Source organism: Marinobacter sp. (assembly GCF_014859525.1).
GTDB lineage: Bacteria > Pseudomonadota > Gammaproteobacteria > Pseudomonadales > Oleiphilaceae > Marinobacter.
Map to the genome: position 1 here is coordinate 1 of NZ_JACUUB010000024.1, position 14,652 is coordinate 14,652.

14 protein-coding genes are annotated in these 14,652 nt (G+C 55.9%); 5 read left to right on the forward strand and 9 right to left on the reverse strand.

Going from position 1 to position 14,652, the window contains the following annotated elements:
- Nucleotides 1-12: 12 nt before the first annotated feature.
- The 4 genes from IBX51_RS07185 to IBX51_RS07200 all read right to left on the reverse strand — a co-directional run bounded on the left by IBX51_RS07185 (nt 13) and on the right by IBX51_RS07200 (nt 5,176).
- Entirely contained in the window at nt 13-1,422 is a 1,410-nt protein-coding gene (locus IBX51_RS07185; protein WP_291830209.1) for a sodium:solute symporter, read from the reverse strand.
- A 119-nt stretch (nt 1,423-1,541) separates the two neighbouring features.
- A complete protein-coding gene (locus tag IBX51_RS07190) occupies nt 1,542-2,288 on the reverse strand; it encodes a ParA family protein (protein ID WP_291830210.1) in 747 nt (248 codons plus the stop codon).
- Nucleotides 2,289-2,403: 115 nt separating this feature from the next.
- Nucleotides 2,404-2,559 (reverse strand): hypothetical protein, encoded by a 156-nt coding sequence (locus IBX51_RS07195; protein WP_291830212.1) that lies wholly within the window; start codon nt 2,557-2,559, stop codon nt 2,404-2,406.
- A 121-nt stretch (nt 2,560-2,680) separates the two neighbouring features.
- On the reverse strand, nt 2,681-5,176 hold the full coding sequence (locus IBX51_RS07200; RefSeq protein ID WP_367166344.1) for a penicillin acylase family protein: 2,496 nt from the start codon (nt 5,174-5,176) through the stop codon (nt 2,681-2,683).
- A 160-nt stretch (nt 5,177-5,336) separates the two neighbouring features.
- Between IBX51_RS07200 and IBX51_RS07205 the strand changes: the two genes are divergently transcribed.
- Complete coding sequence (locus IBX51_RS07205; protein ID WP_291830214.1) at nt 5,337-6,479, forward strand: AraC family transcriptional regulator; 1,143 nt, start codon at nt 5,337-5,339, stop codon at nt 6,477-6,479.
- A 303-nt stretch (nt 6,480-6,782) separates the two neighbouring features.
- Here the strand turns inward: IBX51_RS07205 and IBX51_RS07210 are convergent, their stop codons facing one another.
- The 5 genes from IBX51_RS07210 to IBX51_RS07230 form a co-directional block, all read right to left on the reverse strand.
- Nucleotides 6,783-7,217 (reverse strand): DUF4124 domain-containing protein, encoded by a 435-nt coding sequence (locus tag IBX51_RS07210; protein WP_291830216.1) that lies wholly within the window; start codon nt 7,215-7,217, stop codon nt 6,783-6,785.
- Nucleotides 7,218-7,323: 106 nt separating this feature from the next.
- Nucleotides 7,324-8,532, reverse strand: a complete 1,209-nt coding sequence (gene glcF, locus IBX51_RS07215) for a glycolate oxidase subunit GlcF (protein WP_291830217.1) — start codon at nt 8,530-8,532, stop codon at nt 7,324-7,326.
- Nucleotides 8,533-8,534: 2 nt separating this feature from the next.
- Nucleotides 8,535-9,602 (reverse strand): glycolate oxidase subunit GlcE, encoded by a 1,068-nt coding sequence (gene glcE, locus IBX51_RS07220; protein ID WP_291830219.1) that lies wholly within the window; start codon nt 9,600-9,602, stop codon nt 8,535-8,537.
- Nucleotides 9,595-11,067, reverse strand: coding sequence for an FAD-linked oxidase C-terminal domain-containing protein (locus tag IBX51_RS07225; protein WP_291830221.1), 1,473 nt, complete (start codon nt 11,065-11,067; stop codon nt 9,595-9,597). The genes glcE and IBX51_RS07225 overlap by 8 nt, the downstream gene beginning before the upstream one ends.
- A gap of 121 nt (nt 11,068-11,188) precedes the next feature.
- Nucleotides 11,189-11,365 (reverse strand): hypothetical protein, encoded by a 177-nt coding sequence (locus IBX51_RS07230; RefSeq protein ID WP_291830223.1) that lies wholly within the window; start codon nt 11,363-11,365, stop codon nt 11,189-11,191.
- A gap of 53 nt (nt 11,366-11,418) precedes the next feature.
- Between IBX51_RS07230 and IBX51_RS07235 the strand changes: the two genes are divergently transcribed.
- The 4 genes from IBX51_RS07235 (at nt 11,419) to IBX51_RS07250 (ending at nt 14,510) form a co-directional block, all read left to right on the forward strand.
- A complete protein-coding gene (locus IBX51_RS07235; RefSeq protein ID WP_291830225.1) occupies nt 11,419-12,189 on the forward strand; it encodes an ABC transporter ATP-binding protein in 771 nt (256 codons plus the stop codon).
- 86 nt (nt 12,190-12,275) lie between these two features.
- Nucleotides 12,276-13,028, forward strand: a complete 753-nt coding sequence (locus IBX51_RS07240; RefSeq protein WP_291830227.1) for a transporter substrate-binding domain-containing protein — start codon at nt 12,276-12,278, stop codon at nt 13,026-13,028.
- A gap of 51 nt (nt 13,029-13,079) precedes the next feature.
- On the forward strand, nt 13,080-13,784 hold the full coding sequence (locus IBX51_RS07245) for an ABC transporter permease (RefSeq protein ID WP_291830229.1): 705 nt from the start codon (nt 13,080-13,082) through the stop codon (nt 13,782-13,784).
- Between the two features lie 3 nt (nt 13,785-13,787).
- Complete coding sequence (locus tag IBX51_RS07250) at nt 13,788-14,510, forward strand: ABC transporter permease (protein ID WP_291830231.1); 723 nt, start codon at nt 13,788-13,790, stop codon at nt 14,508-14,510.
- Nucleotides 14,511-14,652 lie beyond the last annotated feature (142 nt).

Consider the following 14,652-nt stretch of genomic DNA (forward strand, 5'->3'; position numbering starts at 1 on the left):
GGCCATGGTGGCCTAGGCTCTACTTTTGAATCCCGTTAAAAATGGGGGGATTACCCCCGGATACAGCCAGGCAATCAGCAAACTGACCAGGCTGGATGCCAGCAAGGCGCCAAGGAACGGTGCCAGCGTTGGAATGCTGTTCGGAAAGCTCGCCGCCAGAGCCCCTGCGGTAAAGCTCCCCTGGCTCACCCAGCCGGGAAGCACTGCACCAAGCAACCCGGCCAGGCCACCGGCCACCGCTGCCAGCGGCGACATACGGCGCCACAATCCCAGCAAGACCGGCACCACAATCGCCGCACACAGCAAGTCTGCAATCAGGAACAGCCGCAGTACTGAGAAGCCCTGCAGAGCCACCCAGATCACCGGCACCATCAGTATCACTGTCGCCCAGCGGGCAGCACGCACTGACAGGCCACGTCGACCGGAACTCGCCACCGCCATCGAAGCAATGGCGTTCTGCAAGGTATCGACACTGGAGGCCACCAGCGTCACCGCCAGAACCAGCGCCGGCAAAGCAAGCCAAGCCGGTGCGGCGGAGAGCAACGCGAAGAATGGAATGGGAGGCTGGCCCAGCGGTAATGCATGCATGGCCGCCAGCATCCCCAGGCCACCAATGGCCATCACCACCATGAACGTGCTGATGCCGCCCAACACCGCGCCGCGCCCAAGGGCACGGTCCGTTTCAGCAGCCCACACCCGCTGCCAATACCCTTGATGAAACAGGTTGGCGGCGGTCACCGCAATTACCAGAGTGAGCGCCACAGACAGCGCGCTGCCAACCGGCACAGAAGGCATGACTGCCTCCGATGGCATGGAGGGCAGCCAGTACCAGGCCACGCCACCCACAAGCAGCAACAAGGCCAACAACAACCAGGCCTGCCAGCGGTCAGTGGCCAGGCTCGCCCGCAAACCACCGACAGAGGTATAGATCAGCGTGACCAGCGCCACACCGAGAATGACCAGTGCGGGCGGCACATCGGAAAGCAGCGCGGCAATGGCGCCGATCGCAGTGAGTTCCGCCGCCAGAAAACAGGCCATGTAGGCGACTGAAACCAACGACACCCAGCGTCGCACACCAGCGCCATAGCAAGCCTCGGCAAACTCGCCGATACTCCGGCCGGCCGGTAGCCGCTTGCGGATGGCCGGGCCATAGAACCCCAGCACCAAAAATGGCAACGCGGAGCCGACCGCATAACCCGCCAGCGCCACAGGCCCTACAAACGCGCCGATTTCCGGTGGCGCAAAGAGAATCCACGCGCCCATACCGGAAGCGAGAAACGACAAGCCGATAGCTTGTGCACTTTGGGAGTTTCGGGCGGTAACGTAATCATCCAGCAGACCGTCTGCTTGTCGTGCACGCAGACCAAGAACAGCAAAACCGAGGAGCGCCGCGCTGAGCACGGCAACCGTTAGATAGAACAAGTCGCACTTCCTCCGCCGGTATTAACCGGATCAGGTTCCAGGGTCGACGCTTGGCCCTCTCAGGCCCAGTCGCGATGTATAGTAGCGCGAAAGAGCGGAAAATGGCGCCGGCAGAAACCTCAAGCACCGATATCCTTGCGAATGCTTTGCCACATCTTACGGTAGACTTCCGCCGCCGGGCTGCTGGGTGCCAGCAGCTCAAGCGGCAAGCCCTCTTCACCCATCCGCTCGACCACGCTGGCGTAAGGGATCGCCACAGCCATAGGGTTACCCAACAATTCAGGACCTCGCGCCATAAGCTCCTTGTGCAGGTTTTTCCGACGGTCGACCATGGAAAAGAAAGGATGAAGCTTTTTGGCGCCCAGCTTCTTATTCTTCACAAACTCCAATAACTGATTCCAGCTGTTCAGTGACAACCAGGTTGGCATCACGGGCACATAGACGTGATCGGCAATGTCCAGAACCTGCTCGGTTAACCGCGAGAGTGTGGGCGGACAATCCAGAACAACCAGGCTGGTATCCTCAGAGAGCGGAGCCAATACTTGCTTGAGCACATTCGCATCCTGCTCATGCTCCAGCTTGATATCAAAATTCCGGAAGCTGCTGTGCGCAGGGATAAAATCCAGCCCCGGGAAGACATCTTCGTGGATAAACTCGGAGAGCGGGGATTTGCCTTCCAATAGCTTAGAAAGCTTGCGACCCTTAATGCGTTCAGCCCCGGCCAGGTAAAAACTGGCTGCACCCTGTGGATCGAGATCCCACAACAAGGTCGCCCGATTGTGCTGGCTGGCCAGGTAAGCAATATTAACCGCCGCGGCGGTTTTACCAACACCGCCTTTGGGACTGTAGAGCGCAATAATTCTCATAACTCCGGCTCCTGCCATGTTCCATATACCGAAACACTATAGGCTATCAGGCCGCAGTTGGAGTTCTATGAAGCTTTTGTGACAAAGCGGAGGAAGGACTTTCGTAACACCACGCTCACGCGGCCTTGCGAAAATCCTCCATCCTTACAGTCTTGTCCCGCTTGCGCTTGTATTTGCTTTTGTCCTCAACCACTCGCATCTGGTATTTCGGCGTTCTCAGTTCTCGCTGCACAGCGCTATGCTGCGTGGCTTTCGCCTGTTTTCTGGCCATCTCGGTTTCTCCTCTCTTGGCCGACTTTGCAATCCATCTATTATAACACGCCCCAAAAAACCAAGAGCGTAAGCAATAACAACCAAAGCTGGCGACCCTGAGCCAGGGCCGCCAGTGTAAATTACTCCTGTAGAGTAATCGTCTCTATCACCGCATCTGCGATGTCCCCTTCGTTAAACAACATCGGTCGCCACTGAAGATTACTGTATAGCTCTGTCTGATCTTTGAAATTCTCACTCTGCGGGTCGTGCCCCTGACTGTAGCTCAGGAACATTTCAGCTTTTGGACCATTCTCTGTGTACTCCAGAGCCATAACGAAGCTGGAACCATAGTTTATCCGATAAGCCAGCTCCTCAGTGCCGTCGCCATTTTCATCCAGTGCGAATAGGGGGCTACCCTCCACCGGCCTGCCGGTCAGAGTATTGGCAAGATCGGATGTGCTTCTGGAACTGGCTTTGGTTTCCGCCATGTTGAACGCACCTTCGAAGGAGTAGCCACCAGAGATGGCAATCGGCTGTTCGCCTTCGGCTTTGAGAACATACTGAACATCGCCCAGCGGAGCATCCAATGCAATACCGGCTTTGTTAAGCCTGTCTGCGGCTGCCGCCAAAGCCTGCAGTACCGGATCAATCTCTGCATTGGCTGTGTCTATAGGTGCCAGACCGGAGGGCGTAGTGACAGGCTCCGCAGGATCAAACGCTGTGGCAAACAACTCATCGGAAAGCTCCCGGTGGCGAGACACTCGGAACGCCGCCAGAAACTCACGCATCAGGTGTGCGCCGTTACTGTCGGTATTGTAGCGACCGTCCCAGTTGAACAGCGTTTGACACGCAGCTTTCAGGTCAAAAGATTCGCCTTCATATTCCACGGTAGAATACGTCGTACAACGACTGGTCAATTGATTCTTCCACTCTCCGCCGAACAGTGAGCCGTTTTGGGTCATCACGGTTTTGAGCTCTTCCAGAGAAAAGCGGCGATCAACGCCAGCCAACCCGGAATTGCTGTTGTCAGAAATCAACTGGGCGTTGTAACGGGTGCGAGTGCTGCGGATCGTTCCCTCAGGACCGTAGATGATACTGAAACCTTCCAGAGGCTGCTCAAGGTTGGAAAGCCAATGACTGCTGTTGGCGTTAAAGACATAATCACGACGTGTCTGTTGTGGCGCTTTAGCGAATGGCACAACGCCCGGTGTTTTGGTTTCGCCTGTGTCTATCCACTCATACCTGGCATCATCACCCGGCAATAGGACGCTTCCCGCGCCATCCTGCCAGATTGGTTCCAGTAAGGGCGACAGCGAAGCCTGACGCCAGTACCCCTCTGCCATCAGCCCGAGGTTCGGAACCTGGGTGCCATCAATGAAGCTGGCGGTACCCTCTTTATCGATCATCAGGGTATTGACCCAGGGAATACCCTGATGCTCTTCAAAGGCGCTGAAGAAGGCCTCTCGACTCTCTGCTCTGCCCATCGCAAGCCACTGATCCACCATCCGGATGTTGCCGGCATTGGCATCCCGGAATGCGATGGCTGTGTTAGCAGTCCAGCCTAACGCTGGCGAGAGAGACGCCAGATTAACAACAGGCCCGTAGTGACTGAAGTAGACCGGCTGGCTGTAATCGGCGAGACTTCCGTCAGCCTGTTTAACCTGTATCTGCACCGTTTTTCTCGTCATGTCGCGGACTTCTGCGGTCTGACCATCTGGAGAATATTTGTAACGGGTTGGGTCAGAGGTATCCAGTTCCAGTTGGTAAAAGGTAAATCGCTTGGACTGCGATACCGTGTGTGTCCACCCAAGATTCCGATTAAACCCGACTAAAACCGCTGGCACACCGATCATCGCCACGCCGTTGATATCCAGCTCACCGGGAATAGTCAGATGGTTCTGGTAAAACCGCAGCTCGCCGTCCCAGGGGAAGTGGGGGTTCCCTAACAGCAAGCTTTTGGTACCTTCCTCGACCTTGTCCTCGCCCAGTGCCCAGCCATTGCTACCGATGCCTTCGGAGGTGAACACCTTGGCCGCGTCCAGTTCTAGGTCAAAAGCTGCCATAGTTGCAGTTGGTGGCTGTGCTGCGGCAATTGCACTGATAAAGTTCCGCGCGCTGGCCAAACCCGCCAGGTCAAGATGGTAAGCCAGCAAGTCCTCGGCGGTAATGGGTTCGACCCACTCGGCGCCCCGGCAAGGCGACGGATAATCCATCGGTCCCGCTCGGTCATCCAGTGAGCGGTTGAATCCGGCCGCGTAGCCTTTTAAAAGCTCGCTCGACGTTGGCGACAGTTCGCTGAATAATTCCGCGGCCTGTGCCGGATAATCCAAAGCCTTATAGCCTACGTCCGTGAGTATGTTCGTGCTCCGATCGCCGGGCCCGAAATAACGGGATTTTTGAGACTTCAGTTTCACCAACTGCTCGGAGAGCGTACATAGATTATTTCTGGCATGGTCGTATCCCGCACCGTAACCTAATGAACCGTAGTCATTGGCAATGATGTGCGGAACTCCAAATTCGGTGTAACGTATATCAACCTGATATTTCGAAGTTTGCTCCGAACTTGACCCGCCGCTACAGCCGGCCAGAAGTATGGGGGTCATAACTGAAAAAGTGATGATTGAGCGCATACCCATGCAAGGTTCCTCTTCTTTGTCGTTGTGCTTTTGGAACCTTTATTACAGCAAGCAGGATGATGTGAATCGTCCTTGGCGATAGAACCGAACGTATTTTTAATAAAACCTATAAAACAATAAGTTAAAGGTTCGAACAGATCGATTCGAACTTGGAGAAGCGATGAATTACTGGGTGGGTACTGTTGCGCTGGTTTGTCTGTGTATCGGCGTCATTCTGTTTTTTGCCAGCCTGAGCTGGTTTGTGAACAGGCAAAATGACAGGCTTCCGATGGCGTACCTACTCGCACTCGTCTGCCTTGTGGTGCTTCAATCCCTGGAGTTTGTTTACCAGGCAAGTGATTGGATGGCACGCTTCCCGTTCTTTTTAAAGCTGGTCGATCCCCTGATCGTAATGATTCCGTTCACGATCTATGGCTATATTCGGGCAATCCAGGGTGAGAATGCTTTGAATCGACCCAAGATGTGGTGGTTTCACGCTGCCCCCATGATTCTTGTGACCATGCTCGCCGTCCCGTTCTGGGGTATGCCCGGTGAGCTCAAGGTCCACTGGATGCTTCAAGGCAGGATCGCCGAATCTCTTTGGCAACCGCTCGCCTTGCATGGCAACTCCTACCTGGCTGTTATCGCTACAGCCAGCTTGTTCTATTGGTGGTTGCAGCGCCGAAAGGGAGTAAGCACCCGAAAACCAGCCATTCGAAATTGGGTTGGTCACTTCCAGCTAATACAACTCATTATTGCTGGCAGCATGGCGACCAGAATTGTCGTTTATCATGTTTTTGGCGAGGGTTTTTCCGTTGCTTATGTATTAGCGCCTACCACGGCTTACCTTACCTATCTTTTGCTTACACATGCGCACCCGCCCACCCATGTTGCCCAAACAACGAGGTCTCCAAGCACACCAAGATCATTGACGGATGTGAATAACCAGCCCGCAGCCGACAGTGTCGATCTTGCCCTGTTTGACCATCTCACTCAGAGCATGGAGCAGGGGTTATTCAAAGACAACAACCTGACACTGAGAACCCTTGCTGATGTCTGTGGAACGACTACGCACCAAGCATCCGCTGCGATCAATCAATGCTATGGTTCTAATTTTTATGATTGGGTCAACCAATACCGCATCGAAGAGGCCTGCAATGCCCTTCGCCACACCAGCGAGGGGGTATCCCGTATATGCTATGCCGTAGGATTTAATTCGAAATCGACCTTTAACACAGCCTTTCGAAAACAAGTAGGGTGTACGCCCACGGAGTATCGAAAAAAGAATAAGGCTGCACTAAATTCAGGGTCATTGCCTCAGTGACAAAAGCAATAGCAACCACTGACTGACACCCGGATAATGTTCAAGAGACAACACAAATCCTTGCCTTCGTGCCGCACACTTCAAGCGGCAGTATTCCGAGGCGTCATCCAGGCGCCACCGCTCCGGGTTGTGGTGTTGGCGAAGTGCTCGCTATAGCCCCTAGCATAAAAGCAATCGTCAGTGAGGGACGCGAAAAAGCCGTTATTGAAGAAGTCGCCGCTTTGGTGGAAAGAGCTGTGCCTGAGGATCAACGCAATGCCACTCTTGTACGCTGAATTCCAATGGGCGCTTTCCGAAACACGACTAATTGAGTACGCATTCCCGGCTATAGGACTGACTGAGCTCGCGCCGCTGTTGCCGAAGGTTGTTGCCCCGATCATTGCCATAACCGGCCCTCAATCTGGCCTGAAGCTGATCCAGTTGCTGACGATACTTCTGGCACTGCTTATCACGGGCGTCTTGCGCCCGCTCAGCCTTTGCATAGCGAGCCTTACTGTTTGGAGCGAGAAGCTTATCCAGCTCCTTTCGATGATGACTGACTCGATCAGCCTGGCGAATATTCTCATTCATCGGCACCGTCGCAGGGGGCCGCACTGGCACTTGCGAGTGTGCTTCCAATACCGGTGGTATATCGGAGAAATGGATGGAGCCATTGGCATCAATCCAACGGTAAACCTGAGCCTGAACTGCACTGGAAAACAACACGCATAGTAGAGGAAGGGCCATAATCCTTGGCATATATAATCACATCCTGTGAGACCGGGTTTTATCCTGAACGCCCGGCAACGGTTGCCGGCATCAGACTCAATTCTATAAAAAACAGAGGCACCCTGTTGGGACCGGTTTAACGGTCCAGCAACTCAATCCAGTGTTGCACAGGCAACTGCGATCGGGTTTCCAGATGCAGTTGGCAACCAATGTTTGCCGTCACGATTTTAACCGGGTCGTCCACAGTCAGTGCTTGCAGTTTGTTATCCAGCAACGTCTGGCTCATCTCGGGTTGCAGAATGGAATAGGTGCCCGCAGAGCCGCAACAAAGGTGTTTGTCTTTGGTTGTGGCCAATTTAATTCCAGCTCTGGCAAGTACCTGCTCTACCACACCACTCTGCTTCATGGCGTGTTGAAGTGTACATGGGCAATGGAAAGCCACCTTGCCAGCCTGGACATCGGTTTTGATGAGCTCCAGATCTTCGCGCAGCAAAAAGGCTCCCAAATCCATGCACAACTCACTAACCCTGCGGGCCTTGTGAGCATAAACCGGATCGTCTTTCAGCAGGTGGCCATAATCCTGCACCATCGCACCGCAGCCAGAAGCCGTCATCACAATCGCCTCAGCACCGGCTTCGATGGCAGGCCACCAGGCGTCGATGTTGCGGCGCATCTGTTCCAGGCCGCGCTCATGCTCCGACAAGTGATAATTGACCGCGCCACAACAACCAGCCTTGGGCGCTTCCACCAACGTGATACCGAGCTTGTCCAGTACCCGGGCGGTGGCCGCGTTGGTGTTCGGTGCGGCAGACGGCTGCGCACAGCCGGCGAGACCAAGCACGATCCGGTTATGGCTGGAGTGCGGCCATGGGCTGGCCTCATGGCGAACTGGCACTTTGGTACGCAGTTTCTCTGGAAGCAAGGGCCGAAAGGCCTGCCCCAGTCTGAGTACAAAACCAAATAACCGGCGGTCCGGCAGAACTCGGGTCAGCGCCCAGCGCAGCACCCGTTGTCTCGGCGACCTGGGCAGCTCTTGTTCGAGCAGACCGCGACTGATATCTACCAGACGGCCATACTGCACACCGGAAGGACAGGTCGTCTCACAGCTGCGGCAGGTCAGGCAACGATCCAGATGCTCCCGGGTCTTTTCGGTGGCTTCTGCGCCCTCCAGAAACATCTTCATCAGGTAAATCCGGCCCCTGGGGCCGTCACGCTCATCATTGAGCTCCTGATAGGTCGGGCAGGTGGCGTTACAAAAACCACAGTGTACGCAAGCCCGCAGGATCTCTTCCGCCTCCTGACCGTCGGGTGTATTGGCAAAGTGCTGAACCAGATTTGTTTGCATGATTACAACCAGCTGTAGAGACGGCCGGGATTGAAAATACCGTCCGGGTCAAACGAGTTTTTTACACGGCGCTGAATCGTTTTCAACGCCTCAGGCTGGGCGGGCATCACCTCGCCGGCGCGGTCACCGCCCCGGAACAGGCTGACCTGGCCACCGGCGGCTCTGGCCAGCGGCTCCAAGTCACTCAGCGTGGCCTGCCCCCGATACCAGCGCTGAGCGCCGGCCCAATCCAGCAACCATCGGCCTTCAAGTGCCGGCATGGTGGCAGCCGAGCCTACCGAGAAACGCCAGAGTGGTGCCTCGCTGGCTTTGAAAAAATCGTGTTGCAGGTCACGCACCTGCTGCCAGAACTGGTCACCTTGCGCCATCACCACACCAGACCATTTCTCGGCCGTAGCGTCCACCGCCGAGCGAGCGCCGGCCAGGCGCAGGTACACCTTGCCATCCACCCAGCAAGCACCGGTGATTGGTTTGGGTTCGCCGGATCGCTTATTCATGTAGTGGATAACCTCATCCAGCGCCATGTCCTGCACCAGGGTGACGGTGGTGGCAGGCTTGGGCATGACCTTCAGGCTGATTTCGGTGATCGCACCCAGAGTGCCCATGGCGCCAGCCTGCAGGCGCGACACGTCATAGCCAGCCACGTTTTTCAGCACTTCACCGCCAAAGCGCAAGTGCTCACCCTTGCCATTAAGCAGGCGAATGCCCAACACCTGGTCCCGTACTGAACCACTCCAGGGCCGCGCCGGGCCAGACAGATTGCAGGCCAGGGTGCCACCGATGGTGGACCGATCACCGAACCGGGGCGGTTCAAAATGCAGGCACTGGCCGTGTTCCGCCAACGCCGCCTCGATGTCTTGCAATGGCGTGCCGGCCCGCGCCGTCAACACCAGTTCGACCGGGTGGTACTCGACGATGCCCGTATGCCCGGCCAGGCTCAGGGTGCTCGCATCGGCACTGGCCAGCCGGCCCATGAACGCTTTGGTACCGCCCCCCACAATATTGAGCGTTTGCTTGTTACGGCGGGCCTGAAGCACCTGCTCCTGTAACTCTTGGATCTGATCAGCCATGGCTGGCTTCCACCTGTTCGTGCTTGTGCTGTTTGTGTTCGATAGACCGGTACTCCTGGCAGAACCTGAGCGTGGGCACACCTTTGCCCGGGTTCAGAATACCGGTGGGATCAAACGCTGCTTTGATGTCGTGGAACTGCTGCAGCTCGTTATCATTAAACTGCACCGCCATTTGCCGGATTTTTTCCACGCCCACGCCATGTTCGCCGGTTATACAGCCGCCAACCTCCACGCACAGCTCAAGAATACGACTGCCAAAGGCCTCGGCGCTCTCGAGCTCACCCGGCACGTTGGCATCAAACAGAATCAACGGATGCAGATTACCATCGCCGGCGTGGAACACATTGGCCACTCGCAGAGCGAATTCCTCGGCCATTTTTTCCATTGCCAGCAGCACCCGGGCCAGATACCGGCGGGGAATGGTGCCGTCCATGCAGTAATAATCCGGTGAAATACGCCCCACTGCGGGAAAGGCCGACTTGCGCCCCTTCCACAGCAGCGCACGCTCCTCTTCGCTTTGAGAGGTACGAATCGACGTAGCACCGAGTTTGCGAAACACCGCTTCTGCCTCGGCAATATGCTGCTGCACTTCTTCTTCTGTACCATCTACCTCACACAACAGCAGCGCCTTTGCCTCTCTGGGGTAGCCGGCGTGGCAAAAGTCATCAGTCGCGATGATCGCGTGGCTGTCCATCATCTCCAAGCCACCGGGAATGATACCGTGAGAGATGATGCCGCCCACCGCATCACCGGCTTTCTCAATGCTGTCGAAACCGGCAATGATCACCTGGGCCACTTCTGGCTTCGGCAGCAGTTTTACCTTCACTTCGGTAACCACACCCAGCAAGCCTTCAGAGCCGGTAATCAGTGCCAACAAGTCCATGCCACTGCAGTCGAGGCCGTCGCTGCCGAGGGTGACCCGGTCGCCTTCCGCGGTAATCATCTCGACGCTGAGGATGTTATGCACGGTCAGGCCATATTTGAGGCAGTGCACGCCACCGGCATTTTCCGCGACGTTACCGCCTATGGAGCAGGCAATCTGGGATGAGGGGTCCGGACCATAATAGAGCCCGTATTGGGCAGCTTCTTCGCTGATCGCCAGATTGCGGACACCCGGCTGTAGCCGCGCCGTTCGGGCCAGCGGATCGAGCTCAAGAATGCGATCGAATCGCGCCAGCGACAGCACCACACCTTCTTTATGAGGCATGGCCCCCGCGCACAGCCCGGTGCCGGCACCGCGCGCCACCACCGGAATGTTGTGCTCATGGCAAATACATATGACCCGCTGCACATGGGCGACAGTATCCGGCAGCACCACCAGCATCGGCAGCTCGCGGTACATGGCCAGGCCATCGCATTCATAGGGCTTCAGAGTTTCGTCATCGCTGATGACAAACGCAGGATCAATGAACTGCCTGAACGTGTCCGCCAATTGTTCGCGGCTTATTGTTGGCTTGTCAGTCATAGCATTTCCGGCCACTTGCTGCTCACGTTGTCCTCTATCTTCATCATTCATGCCGGCATCGTCTACCCTTTTGTCAACTGGTCATACCAATTGACTATATAGAAACACTTGCCACAACCGATCACAATTGTCGCCGAACGCCCCGAAGAACCCACCACCCGCTGTAGGCGATGGCCAACTCGCCAAAGTACTTGCATTGATTAATGATTACGCCAGAATGTTCCAAAGGCCGTGCGCCATCCGGATTGTGAGTGCCGCCAAGTTCACGAAAACCCAACAAAGCGGTATTGCTTTCCACGGCGACAGTCCGTAAAACATGCGCCCTTTAATGACAGCCCCAGGAGTCACCCCATGGCGGAAACCGCGCCTCTGATTTGCAGGGACATCCACAAAACCTTTGATCAACTTGAAGTCCTCAAGGGCATTTCTCTGGAAACCCGCAAAGGCGATGTGATTTCCCTGATCGGCAGTTCCGGCTCGGGTAAAAGCACCTTCTTACGCTGCATCAACATGCTGGAAACCCCCACCTCGGGCGACATTATCGTGCACGGTGACCCAATACGGTTCAAACATAACCGCAAAGGTCAGCGGGTACCCGCCGACAACCGCCAGGTCGAACTGATCCGGGCGCGGCTGTCCATGGTTTTCCAGAGCTTCAACCTCTGGTCCCACATGACCGTGCTGGAAAACATCATCGAAGCCCCGATCAATGTTCTGAAAGTCCCCAAGAAGGAAGCCATCGAGCGGGCCGAAGCCTACCTGAACAAAGTCGGCATCTACGAGCGCAAAGACTATTACCCGGCCCAGATGTCCGGCGGCCAGCAGCAGCGCGCGGCCATTGCCCGTGCCCTGGCTATGGAGCCAGAAGTAATGCTGTTTGATGAACCCACCTCAGCGCTGGACCCAGAGCTGGTGGGCGAAGTATTGAAGGTAATGCAGAGTCTGGCCGAGGAAGGCCGCACCATGATCGTGGTCACCCACGAAATGGCATTTGCCAGGGATGTGTCCACTCAGGTCCTGTTCTTGCATCAGGGCGTGATTGAGGAGCAGGGTTCGCCGGATAAGGTCTTCGATCATCCGGAGTCCGAACGTATGAAGCAATTTCTTGCTCCGAAGTTCTAGATCCGGTGCTATCTTGAAACCGGTATTGGAACAAAAGTTTCGCTAAAGAATAAAGCCGCACAGGCAAATCACTGGAGAAGTGACACATGAAAAAACTGATTGTTGCAGCAAGCTGTGCTCTGGCCATGATCGCTGGCACTGCTCAAGCCCAGGATCGCAACCTGCGGGTTGCTTTCGACATTCCCTACGAGCCGTTTGAATATCGCGATGAGAATGGCGAGCTGACCGGTTTCGAGGTAGAACTGGCCACCGCCATGTGTGAAGAACTGAGCGCCAACTGCGAATTCGTCATTCAGGCGTGGGATGGCATGATCCCGGGCCTGCTGGCTCGCAAATTCGATATCATCATGTCGTCTATGTCGATCACTCCTGAACGCGCCGAGCGGGTACTGTTTTCCGAGCCGTACTACATCACTCCGGGTGGCTGGTTCGGTCCTGAATCTTTCAACACCGACGTTACCGACATGGATGCCATGAAAGGCAAGAACGTAGGTGTACAGCGTGGCACCACCATGGACACCTACGTAACCGAGAACATGGGCGGCGTGGTTTCTATCAAGCGCTACACCACGGCTGAGGACATGGTTCTCGACCTGGAAGGCCAGCGCCTGGATGCGGTCTTTGTAGACTACCCGGTGGGTGAGCAGACCATCCTGAACCGCGACGGCTACAAAGAAGTGGGTGAATCGGTAAAACTGGGTGAAGGCGTCGGCGTTGCTATGCGCAAGCGTGATGCCGATCTGGCGGAAGACATCAACGCCGCACTCAAGAAGCTGAAAGAAGATGGCACCTACGATGCCATCATGGAGAAATACTTCAGCTACGACATCAAGATCTAACACGACCCCGGGAGCGGCCACCTGGCTGCTCCCCGCTTTCCGGATAATCCCATGCTTGATCTGAAAGGCTATGGCCCGGCCCTCGCAGAGGGGGCAGTCGTTACCATAGAGCTGGCCTTCCTGTCGCTCGCACTCGCGCTCACACTGGGCTTACTTGGTGCATCTGCCAAGCTCTCCGGCAACCGAGTACTGACCGGCGTTGCGACGGCCTACACCACCTTGATTCGAGGCGTACCCGATCTGGTGATGATGCTGCTGTTTTACTACGGTGGCCAGGTGGCGGTGAATGCGCTTTCTGATTATCTGTGGGAAACCCGGCAAATCGACTTTTTCTTTCAGTTTGATCCGTTCATCTCTGGTGTGGTGACAATCGGGCTGATTTTTGGTGCCTACATGACGGAAACCTTCCGCGGCGCATTTCTGGCGGTGGATGTTGGCCAGATTGAGGCCGCCAGGGCCTATGGTTTTTCCCGCTGGCACACCTTTCGGCGGATAATGATCCCTCAGATGCTGCGTCATGCCCTGCCCGGCATCGGCAACAACTGGCAGGTGTTGCTGAAAACCACGGCCCTGGTGTCGATCATCGGCCTGACCGATATGGTGCGGGTGGCGGAAGAAGCCGCCAAGGCCGAGCGCATGCCGTTCCACTTTTTCATTCCGGTGGCGGCGGTTTACCTGTTGCTGACGGCAGGTTCGGAGCTGTTCATCAAGTGGCTCGACAAGCGGGCCAACGTCGGCGTGGTTCGGGGGAATTGATCGATGCCTGATTTCATTGCCGAGTGGCTGAACGAGAACGATATCTTCACAACCATGACCCTGATGGAATACTGGGGTGGCATGGTGACCACCGTGCAGCTGGTGTTTCTGTCGCTGGTGATTGGTCTGGTGATTGCGGTGCCTTTGGCGATTCTGCGCACGGTGCGTAATCCGTTTGTGTCTGGTCCGATCTGGCTGTACACCTACCTGTTCCGGGGCACGCCGCTGCTGATTCAGCTGTACATTATCTATTACGGTGTGGCGCAGATTCCGGGCATTCATGAGACCTTCTGGTGGGCCATTTTCCGGGAGCCGTTTTACCCGGCGCTGTTGGCGTTTACGTTGAACACGGCGGCCTATACCACGGAGATTCTACGGGGTGCGATTATTGCCACGCCCAATGGCGAGATTGAAGCGGCGAAGGCTTATGGCATGAACTGGCTGTTGCGGATGCGGCGGATTATTCTGCCCAATGCGGCACGGCGGGCGGTGCAGGCGTACTCGAATGAGGTGATTTTCATGCTGCATGCGAGTGCGATTGCCAGTGTGGTGACGATTATTGACCTGACCGGGGCAGCGCGGAATATTTACTCGCGGTTTTACGCACCGTTTGAGGCGTTCATTTTTGTGGCACTGCTTTATATGGTGCTGACGTTCATGCTGGTGTTTGCTTTCCGTAAGCTGGAGAATCATTTGTTGCGGCATCAGCGGCCGGCTAACTCCTGAGTTTTGGCTCTTGGTGCAGGGCCAGCTGGCTGCGTTCATTCTAAAGATTGGTGCCAGGCCAGCTGGCAGGATCTGCTTTCCGGGAAACGCTACGAGCACATCCATGTGTGCTTCTTTCAGGCCGTCCCTGGCCTTCAAGATT

What these genes read in the sequence shown, in the direction of transcription:
- IBX51_RS07245 (WP_291830229.1), top strand. Translation starts at nt 13,080, where the DNA reads ATGCTTGATCTGAAAGGCTATGGCCCGGCCCTCGCAGAGGGGGCAGTC.
- IBX51_RS07235 (WP_291830225.1), top strand. Translation starts at nt 11,419, where the DNA reads ATGGCGGAAACCGCGCCTCTGATTTGCAGGGACATCCACAAAACCTTT.
- IBX51_RS07240 (WP_291830227.1), top strand. Translation starts at nt 12,276, where the DNA reads ATGAAAAAACTGATTGTTGCAGCAAGCTGTGCTCTGGCCATGATCGCT.
- IBX51_RS07195 (WP_291830212.1), bottom strand. Translation starts at nt 2,559, where the DNA reads ATGGCCAGAAAACAGGCGAAAGCCACGCAGCATAGCGCTGTGCAGCGA.
- IBX51_RS07250 (WP_291830231.1), top strand. Translation starts at nt 13,788, where the DNA reads ATGCCTGATTTCATTGCCGAGTGGCTGAACGAGAACGATATCTTCACA.
- IBX51_RS07225 (WP_291830221.1), bottom strand. Translation starts at nt 11,067, where the DNA reads ATGACTGACAAGCCAACAATAAGCCGCGAACAATTGGCGGACACGTTC.
- IBX51_RS07205 (WP_291830214.1), top strand. Translation starts at nt 5,337, where the DNA reads ATGAATTACTGGGTGGGTACTGTTGCGCTGGTTTGTCTGTGTATCGGC.
- glcF (WP_291830217.1), bottom strand. Translation starts at nt 8,532, where the DNA reads ATGCAAACAAATCTGGTTCAGCACTTTGCCAATACACCCGACGGTCAG.
- glcE (WP_291830219.1), bottom strand. Translation starts at nt 9,602, where the DNA reads ATGGCTGATCAGATCCAAGAGTTACAGGAGCAGGTGCTTCAGGCCCGC.
- IBX51_RS07200 (WP_367166344.1), bottom strand. Translation starts at nt 5,176, where the DNA reads ATGGGTATGCGCTCAATCATCACTTTTTCAGTTATGACCCCCATACTT.
- IBX51_RS07210 (WP_291830216.1), bottom strand. Translation starts at nt 7,217, where the DNA reads ATGCCAAGGATTATGGCCCTTCCTCTACTATGCGTGTTGTTTTCCAGT.
- IBX51_RS07190 (WP_291830210.1), bottom strand. Translation starts at nt 2,288, where the DNA reads ATGAGAATTATTGCGCTCTACAGTCCCAAAGGCGGTGTTGGTAAAACC.